The organism is Streptomyces sp. NPDC059994, from assembly GCF_042737755.1.
GTDB lineage: Bacteria > Actinomycetota > Actinomycetes > Streptomycetales > Streptomycetaceae > Streptomyces.
Window position 1 is genome coordinate 50,429 of sequence record NZ_JBHWUR010000043.1, and the last position, 8,630, is coordinate 59,058.

The following is an 8,630-nucleotide window of genomic DNA, read 5'->3' on the forward strand; positions in this document are numbered from 1 at the left end:
GGCACCCGCGCGCGTGCCATCATCGACCTCGATCGACCAGTGGAGTCCGAGTTGGGAGGGCGCGTGGCGATGGAGGCCGGCCCTCGCGACAGAGAGCACGGAACGCGGGACGAGCCCGCGCAACCGGGTCCTTCGGAAGTGACGGCAGTGTCGGAAGGGCCGGACGTGAGCGACGCCGGACGGGAGCCCGCCCACCGCGACGCCCCGGAGCCGAGCCCCGCGGAGCTGGTCGTCGGTGCCCTGGGCCCGGCCGTGCCGGGAGCCGTCGGACTCACCCCCGACGGACCGCAGGACGACAGTGTGCTCGCCGAGGGCGGCGAGGTCGAGGTCGAGATCCGCCCGCAGCGCAGGCTGCGGATCTGGCAGCTCGCGCCGATCGTGATGCTCGCGGCCATGGGCTCGCTGATGTTCGCCTTCCCGCTCGCCTTCGAGTTCGGCGACGGCGGCCCGGTCGTGGCCATGCTCGGCCTCCTGATCAGCTGCTGCGCCGCCGGCTGGGGCATGATGGCCGCCCGCCGGGTCGGCTACACGTGGCCGGGGCTGCCCGCGCGCGGATCGGGCGAGCGCCCCGACTGGCGGGTGATCGGGCTGTACGTGGGCGGCCTGGCCGCGGCGGTGGCACTGGCCGTCTGGCGCGTCGCCCGGCTGCGCTGAGCGCCGCGGGTCGGCGTGGGCCGGCGGAGTCCGGTGCCCGCCGACTCCGACGAGAACCCGTCGACCCCGCCCACCCCCGCCCGGGGACCCACGACCCCGCCCCCCCCGCCCTGGACACGTCGTCCCGGAGCGTCCCGGCCCGTTGTCAGTGGGCACCCGTACGATTGACGGCGTGAACAACACCTCGCCGCTCACCTTCCTCAAGGGCCACGGGACCGAGAACGACTTCGTGATCCTCCCCGACCCGGACAACGCCGTCGACCTGCCCGCCTCCACCGTCGCCCGCCTCTGCGACCGCCGGGCCGGCATCGGCGGCGACGGGCTGCTCCACGTCGTGCGCAGCGCAGCGCACCCCGAGGCGAAGACCATGGCCGGCGAGGCCGAGTGGTTCATGGACTACCGCAACTCGGACGGCTCGATCGCCGAGATGTGCGGCAACGGCGTGCGCGTCTTCGCCGGGTACCTCCAGCGCGCCGGGCTCGTCGAGGAGGGCGACCTGGCGATCGCCACCCGGGGCGGGGTCAAGAAGGCACACATCTCCAAGGGCGGCGACATCACGGTCTCCATGGGCCGCGCCGTGCTGCCGGAAGAGGGCGTCACGGTCGCGGTCGAGGGACGCAGCTGGCCCGCCCGCAACGTCAACATGGGCAACCCGCACGCGGTCGCCTTCGTCGAGGACCTGGCCCACGCGGGAGAACTGCGCTCGGTGCCGCCGTACAGCCCGGCCGCCGTCTACCCGGAGGGTGTGAACGTCGAGTTCGTCGTCGACCGGGGCCCCGGCCACGTGGCGATGCGGGTGTACGAGCGCGGCTCCGGCGAGACCCGCTCCTGCGGCACGGGCGCGTGCGCGGTCGCCGTGGCGGCGGCGCGCAGGGACGGCGCGGACCCCGCCGTCACCGGCGCCCCCGTGACGTACACGGTGGACCTCCCGGGCGGGACTCTGGTGATCACGGAGTTCCCCGATGGCGAGATCGAGATGACCGGCCCCGCCGTGATCGTCGCCGAAGGCGTGATCGACCCGGCGCTCCTCGAAACGGTTGAAACGGCCGTGGCCTGAACCTTCGCTCGAATGGGTGATCCGGTTCACGCTGAGCGAGAGCCGGACTGCGCCACGTGGTGGGGTCGGTAGCATCAAGCACCGGCCCGGAGGGCACGCCTGCCTTTCCACCGCCGGTCGATGCTGCCGGAGGTGCCCCATGAGTGCAGAGGCCACGAATCCTGACGCGCAGAGTCGCCGACGCGGACTTCCCAGGATCGACCTCCGCAGGCTGGGCCGGGCCGCCCTGCTGGGCCCCACGTCGCGCGACCGGCTGCCCGACGCCATCGGGCACGTCGCCGAGGCGCACCGGGCCCATCACCCCGACGCCGACCTGGCGGTGCTGCGGCGCGCGTACGTACTCGCGGAAACGTCCCACCGGGGCCAGTTCCGCAAGAGCGGCGAGCCGTACATCACGCATCCGCTGGCCGTCACCCTCATCCTCGCCGAACTGGGCGCCGAGACCACCACGTTGACGGCCTCGCTGCTGCACGACACCGTCGAGGACACCGAGGTGACGCTCGATCAGGTGCGGGCGGAGTTCGGTGAGGGAGTCACCTATCTGGTGGACGGCGTCACCAAGTTGGAGAAGGTCGACTACGGCGCGGCGGCCGAGCCCGAGACCTTCCGCAAGATGCTCGTCGCCACCGGCAACGACGTACGCGTGATGTCGATCAAACTCGCGGACCGGCTGCACAACATGCGCACCCTGGGCGTGATGCGCCCGGAGAAGCAGGCGAGGATCGCCAAAGTCACCCGTGACGTGCTGATTCCGCTGGCAGAACGGCTGGGGGTGCAGGCCCTCAAGACCGAACTGGAGGATCTGGTTTTCGCCATCCTCCATCCCGAGGAGTACGAGCACACCCGTGCCCTGATCGCGGCCCACTCGGGCTCCGAGGACCCGTTGACCGCCATCGCGGACGGCGTCAGGGCCGTGCTGCGCGAGGCCGGCATCAGCGCCGAAGTACTCATCCGGCCACGGCACTTCGTCTCCGTCCACCGTGTCCAGCTCAAACGCGGAGAGCTGCGCGGCACGGACCTCGGCCGGCTGCTCGTCCTGGTCGCCGAGGACGCCGACTGCTACGCCGTCCTCGGTGAACTGCACACCTGCTTCACCCCGGTGATCTCCGAGTTCAAGGACTTCATCGCCGCTCCCAAGTTCAACCTGTACCAGTCGCTGCACACGGCGGTGGCGAGCTCCGACGGCGCGGTGGCCGAAGTCCTCATCCGCACCCACCAGATGCACAAGGTCGCCGAGGCCGGCGTCATCGCCCTCGGGAATCCGTACGCCGGGGGCGGGCCCGGCGACGGCGCCGACCCGGCGGCCGACGAGCGCGAGGACCCCACCCGGCCCGGCTGGCTCTCCCGTCTCCTGGACTGGCAGCAGAACGCGCCGGACCCCGACACCTTCTGGTCCTCCCTACGGGAGGAACTGGCGCAGGACCGCGAGATCACCGTTTTCGGCGCCGACGGCCGCACCCTGGGCCTGCCGGCCGGAGCGAGCTGTGTGGACGCCGCGTACGGCCAGTACGGCGAGGCCGCCCACCGCTGCATCGGAGCGCGCGTCAACGGCCGTCTGGCGACGCTCAGTACGGTGCTCAGCGACGGCGACACCGTGCAGCTGCTGCTCGCCCAGGACGCCGCCTCCGGGCCGTCCCCGGACTGGCTCGACCACGCCAGGACCCCGGCCGCGCGGATCGCCATCACCGGCTGGCTCGCCGACCACCCCGAAGGGGTCAAGATCCCGGCGGCCGCGCCCCGCCCGCAGGTCACCTTCACCACCGACCGGCGCAGTGCCGCCAACGCCGTCACCGACCTGCCGGACGCGACGGTACGGCTCGCGGGGTGCTGTACGCCGGTCCCGCCGGACGCGGTCACCGGCTTCGCGGTGCGCGGCGGCGCCGTGACCGTCCACCGCGAGGAGTGTCCGGCGGTGGCCCGTATGACGGCGCTCGGGCGGGCCAGGGTCGGGGTGCGCTGGGGTGACACCGCCGCCTGCCGGGTCACGCTGGTCGCCGAGGCGTTCGGGCGCCCGCGCCTGCTCGCCGACGTCACCGAGGCCATCGCCACGGCGGGCGCCGCGATCGTCTCCGCCACCGTCGAGCCGCCCAGCGAGCAGCGTGTGCGGCACACCTACACGCTCCAACTGGCCGATGCCGCCGAGCTGCCCGCCCTGATGCGCGTGATGCGCGATGTGCCGGGGGTGTACGACGTGACCCGCGCGCAGCACCCGGCCGCGGCCGGCTGAACCGACGGGCCGACGCTCGTTCGGGTGGGGGTGGTGCGCGTCGGCCCCGCCCTCGCACGGTGTGCTGGTAGCAGTAGGGCATGCTGCTCTCCTCGCGCCGTGTGCGTGCCGCTCTGCTGGCCACCGCAGCCGCCTGTGTCCTGGCCGCCGTTCCGCCGCCCGCCCCGGCCGGAATCGGCGATCCGCTCTTCCCGCGTCTGGGCAACCCCGGGTACGACGTCCTCTCGTACGACATCGGATTCACCTATCAGGGCGACAACAGCAAGCCGCTTGAGGCCGTCACCACCATCGATGCCCGCGCCACCGGCTGGCTCGACCGGATCAACCTGGACTTCGCGCACGGCACCGTCCACGCCGTCGAAGTGAACGGGGAGCAGGCCGAGTTCGCGAGCGCCGACGAGGATCTGGTGATCACCCCGCGCCACCGGGTGTACGGAGGACAGAGGCTGCGGATCACCGTCCGGCACACCAGCGACCCGCGCGGTGCCGAGGACGGCGGCTGGGTGCGCACCACCGACGGCCTGGTGATGGCCAACCAGGCCGACGCCGCGCACCGCGTGTTCCCGTGCAACGACCACCCCTCCGACAAGGCGATGTTCACCTTCCGGGTGGACGCCCCCAAGGAGTACACGGTCGTCGCCAACGGGCTGGAGACCGGCCGGACGCGGGCGGGCGGCCGGGCCGTCTCCACGTACCGCACCGAGCACCCGATGGCGACCGAGCTCGCCCAGGTCTCCATCGGCCGCTCGGCCGTGGTGCGCCGCCAGGGGCCGCACGGGCTGCCCGTGCGCGATGTCGTCCCGGTGGCCGACCGGCAGCAGCTGGAGCGCTGGCTGAGGAAGACGCCGGCCGAGATCGCGTGGATGGAGAAACAGGTCGGGCCGTACCCGTTCGAGACGTACGGCGTCCTGATCGCCGACGCGGACACCGGGTTCGAGCTGGAGACCCAGACACTGTCGCTCTTCGAGCGGGCGCTGTTCCTGCGCGCCGGGTACCCCGAGTGGTACGTGGACTCGGTGATGGTGCACGAGCTGGCGCACCACTGGTTCGGCGACAGCGTCTCCCCGCGCGCGTGGTCCGACCTCTGGATCAACGAGGGGCACGCCACCTGGTACGAGGCGCTGTACGCGCAGGAGCACGGCAAGCGGCCGATGGAGACGCGGATGCGCGAGGCCTACCGCCAGTCCGACGGCTGGCGCGCCGCCGGCGGGCCGCCCGCGGCCCCCAAGCCGCCCGCCCCCGGCCAGAAGATCAGCATCTTCCGGCCGGTCGTCTACGACGGGAGCGCGCTGGTGCTGTTCGCGCTGCGGCAGGAGATCGGCACGGCGAGGTTCCGCGAGCTGGAACGGCGCTGGGTGAGCGACCACGAGGACGGGACGGCCGCCACCGCCGACTTCGTCGGCCTGGCGTCCGAGGTCGCCGGGCGCGACCTCGCCGGGTTCTTCCAGGGCTGGCTGTACGGGGCGAAGACGCCGCCGATGCCCGGGCACAAGGACTGGCGCAGCGCCGCACCCCGGCACGCCTAGGGGCACGGGCGCCGGGGCACCCGTCCCCGGCGCCGCCGAGCGCCGGAAAACCGGGGTGACGGGCCCGGTGGCACCGTGCGACCATCGACGGGTCGGCGGCGCTGCCGGGGCCGGATTCCACTCGGGAATCTTTCGGGTCCATTACGCGTTGTGACCGACGTAACCGCATTCCAACGACGTAAGGATCCAATGACCTCCTCTTCATCCCCTTCCCAGGACGAGCAGAGCTTCGCGGAGAAGAACCGCACCGAGAGCCTTCGGGCCGATGCCCTGATGGAAGAGGACGTCGCCTGGAGCCACGAGATCGACGGCGAGCGGGACGGCGAGCAGCTCGACCGCTCCGAGCGTGCCGCCCTGCGGCGCGTGGCGGGCCTCTCCACCGAACTCGAAGACGTCACCGAGGTCGAGTACCGCCAGCTGCGCCTGGAGCGCGTCGTGCTGGTGGGCGTCTGGACCACGGGCACGCTCAAGGACGCGGAGAACTCCCTGGCGGAGCTCGCCGCACTCGCCGAGACAGCGGGCGCGCTGGTGCTCGACGGCGTCTACCAGCGCCGCGACAAGCCCGACCCGGCCACCTACATCGGATCCGGCAAGGCACTGGAGCTGCGGGACATCGTCCTGGAGTCCGGCGCCGACACCGTGGTCTGCGACGGTGAGCTCAGCCCCGGCCAGCTGATCCATCTGGAAGACATCGTCAAGGTCAAGGTGGTCGACCGGACCGCCCTGATCCTCGACATCTTCGCCCAGCACGCCAAGTCCCGAGAGGGCAAGGCCCAGGTCTCGCTGGCCCAGATGCAGTACATGCTGCCCAGGCTGCGCGGCTGGGGCCAGTCGCTCTCCCGGCAGATGGGCGGTGGCGGCTCCGGCTCGTCCGGCGGCGGCATGGCCACCCGTGGTCCCGGTGAGACCAAGATCGAGACGGACCGGCGGCGGATCCGCGAGAAGATGGCGAAGATGCGCCGGGAGATCGCGGAGATGAAGACCGGCCGCGAGATCAAGCGCCAGGAGCGCCGTCGCAACAAGGTCCCCTCGGTAGCCATCGCGGGGTACACCAACGCCGGCAAGTCCTCGCTGCTCAACCGCCTCACGGGCGCGGGCGTCCTGGTGGAGAACGCACTGTTCGCCACCCTCGACCCGACCGTGCGCCGGGCAGAGACGCCCAGCGGCCGGCTGTACACACTGGCCGACACCGTCGGGTTCGTCCGGCACCTGCCGCACCACCTGGTCGAGGCGTTCCGCTCCACCATGGAGGAGGTCGGCGACTCCGACCTGATCCTGCATGTGGTGGACGGCTCGCACCCCGCACCGGAGGAGCAGCTGGCCGCCGTGCGCGAGGTGATCCGCGAGGTGGGCGCGGTCGACGTGCCCGAGATCGTGGTGATCAACAAGGCGGACGCGGCCGACCCGCTGGTCCTCCAGCGCCTGCTGCGGATCGAGAAGCACTCCATCGCGGTCTCCGCCCGTACGGGCATGGGCATCGAGCAGCTGCTCGGCATCATCGACGCCGAACTGCCGCGCCCCGAGGTCGAGATCGAGGCCCTCGTGCCGTACACGCACGGACAGCTGGTCTCGCGCGCGCACGCCGAGGGCGAGGTGATCTCCGAGGAGCACACCCCGGAGGGCACGCTGCTCAAGGCGCGGGTGCACGAGGTGCTGGCGGCGGAGCTCGCTCCGTACGTACCGGCGACGCACTGACCGCAGGCGCGGCCGGGCACTGACCGGCCCGCAGACGCGAACAAGGCCCGCCCCCTCCGTACGAGGGGGCGGGCCTTGTCGTCGTCAGGTGTCAGGTGTCAGCAGCCCTACCGGCCGCCGTACTTCTGACTCATCTGGGTGAAGATCTGCTGGGCGCCGGCGCCCAGCTGGGGTCCGGCCAGCCAGCCCGAAGTGACCGGGCCGATCGAGGTGTTGGAGACCAGCTCCGCCTTGCCGCCGGTGCCGGTGATGAACCAGCCGCCACCGGAGGAACCGCCGGTCATCGTGCAGCCGATGCGGTACATCGCGGGCGTGCCGGGGCTGACCGAGAGACGGCCGGGGCGGTCGACGCACTTGAACATCTTGAGGCCGTCGTACGGCGGCGCCGCCGGGTAACCCCAGGCGCCCATCGCGGAGACCGAGTGCGCGGCCGGCGTCGAGAAGTTGACGGTCAGCGCGTTGCCGACGGTCTCCTCAAGCGACTTGGTGCCGTTCTCCGGCTTCACGTGCAGCACGGAGTAGTCGTACGGGGCGCCGGTGCCGCCGGTGGGGCCGCCACCGGTGATCCACTCGCCCGAGGTCGAGGCCCAGTCGGCCCAGAACGCGCCGTACGGGGCGACCTCCTGCGGCTGCGCGTTGCGCAGCTGCGCCGCCGACTTGCCCTTGTCGTTGTAGGCAGGGACGAAGGCGATGTTGCGGTACCAGCCGCCCTTGGCGCCCGCGTGGACGCAGTGGCCCGCCGTCCACACCATGTTGGACTTGCCGGGGTGCGCCGGGTCCTTCACGACGGTGCCCGAGCACACCATGGAGCCCTCGGGGGAGTCGAAGAACACCTTGCCGACCGGGGCGGCGTAGTTGTGGTACGGCAGGCTCTCGGCCTTGGCCTGGACCGGCCGCGGCTCCGGGTCGCTGATGCCCTGGTCGCCGTTGACGTCGCCGGCGGCCATGGTCTTCTGCGGGTCCTTGGCGGACTTCATCCGCTCGGGCTTCCACAGGTCCGCGATGACCGGGTTGACGAAGTCCCTGGCGTCACGCAGCCACTTGGACTTGTCCCAGTTCTTCCAGTCGCCGTTCTTCCACTTGTCCAGGTCGACGCCGTGCTTCTTGAGGGCGCCGGCGACGTCGTCGGGAAGACCCTGGTCGCCCTTGCCCTGGGCGGTGCTCGACGCGGACGGCTTGCTGTCCGCGTCGTCGTCGCCGGGGCCGCACGCGGTGGCCGTCAGCGCGAGTGCCGCCACCAGGCCGGTGGCGGCCAGCAGCGGACGTATGGATCGCATGGAAACGATTCCCCCTGAAATTGCTCGTACCTTGTTCAGTTGCGCGCGCCGGGCAGCACGCCGAGACGGCGTGGGTTGCCATGGACACGTCATATCGCGAAGCGGGGTCTTCCGGGACCGCCGTTTCGCGGCCCCCCACTCTGCCGGTAGCGCGTGGGGGTCTCGCACAGGGGTCCGGGAGCTCTCGTGGAGAG

The 8,630-nt window shown here is 71.8% G+C and carries 6 protein-coding genes; 5 read left to right on the plus strand and 1 reads right to left on the minus strand.

The genetic code is table 11. The annotated features are described in order from the left end of the window. Positions 1-69: 69 nt before the first annotated feature. The 5 genes from ACFWA7_RS21775 to hflX all read left to right on the plus strand — a co-directional run bounded on the left by ACFWA7_RS21775 (position 70) and on the right by hflX (position 7,159). Positions 70-654, plus strand: a complete 585-nt coding sequence (locus ACFWA7_RS21775) for a hypothetical protein (RefSeq protein WP_385540072.1) — start codon at positions 70-72, stop codon at positions 652-654. Positions 655-826: 172 nt separating this feature from the next. Beyond that, positions 827-1,711: a diaminopimelate epimerase gene (gene dapF / locus ACFWA7_RS21780; protein WP_385540014.1), complete on the plus strand. Its 885-nt coding sequence runs from the start codon at positions 827-829 to the stop codon at positions 1,709-1,711. A gap of 139 nt (positions 1,712-1,850) precedes the next feature. Continuing rightward, on the plus strand, positions 1,851-3,938 hold the full coding sequence (locus ACFWA7_RS21785; RefSeq protein WP_385540013.1) for a RelA/SpoT family protein: 2,088 nt from the start codon (positions 1,851-1,853) through the stop codon (positions 3,936-3,938). 80 nt (positions 3,939-4,018) lie between these two features. Beyond that, positions 4,019-5,464: a M1 family metallopeptidase gene (locus tag ACFWA7_RS21790; protein ID WP_385540011.1), complete on the plus strand. Its 1,446-nt coding sequence runs from the start codon at positions 4,019-4,021 to the stop codon at positions 5,462-5,464. 189 nt (positions 5,465-5,653) lie between these two features. After that, positions 5,654-7,159: a GTPase HflX gene (gene hflX / locus ACFWA7_RS21795; protein WP_385540009.1), complete on the plus strand. Its 1,506-nt coding sequence runs from the start codon at positions 5,654-5,656 to the stop codon at positions 7,157-7,159. Positions 7,160-7,266: 107 nt separating this feature from the next. On the opposite strand, the gene ACFWA7_RS21800 is transcribed toward hflX, so the two are convergent. Then, positions 7,267-8,436, minus strand: a complete 1,170-nt coding sequence (locus ACFWA7_RS21800) for a trypsin-like serine peptidase (protein WP_385540007.1) — start codon at positions 8,434-8,436, stop codon at positions 7,267-7,269. Positions 8,437-8,630: the final 194 nt, after the last annotated feature.

Coding starts and splice junctions, on each gene's coding strand:
- ACFWA7_RS21775 (WP_385540072.1), top strand. CDS start 70: ATGGAGGCCGGCCCTCGCGACAGAGAGCACGGAACGCGGGACGAGCCC.
- ACFWA7_RS21785 (WP_385540013.1), top strand. CDS start 1,851: ATGAGTGCAGAGGCCACGAATCCTGACGCGCAGAGTCGCCGACGCGGA.
- ACFWA7_RS21790 (WP_385540011.1), top strand. CDS start 4,019: ATGCTGCTCTCCTCGCGCCGTGTGCGTGCCGCTCTGCTGGCCACCGCA.
- hflX (WP_385540009.1), top strand. CDS start 5,654: ATGACCTCCTCTTCATCCCCTTCCCAGGACGAGCAGAGCTTCGCGGAG.
- ACFWA7_RS21800 (WP_385540007.1), bottom strand. CDS start 8,436: ATGCGATCCATACGTCCGCTGCTGGCCGCCACCGGCCTGGTGGCGGCA.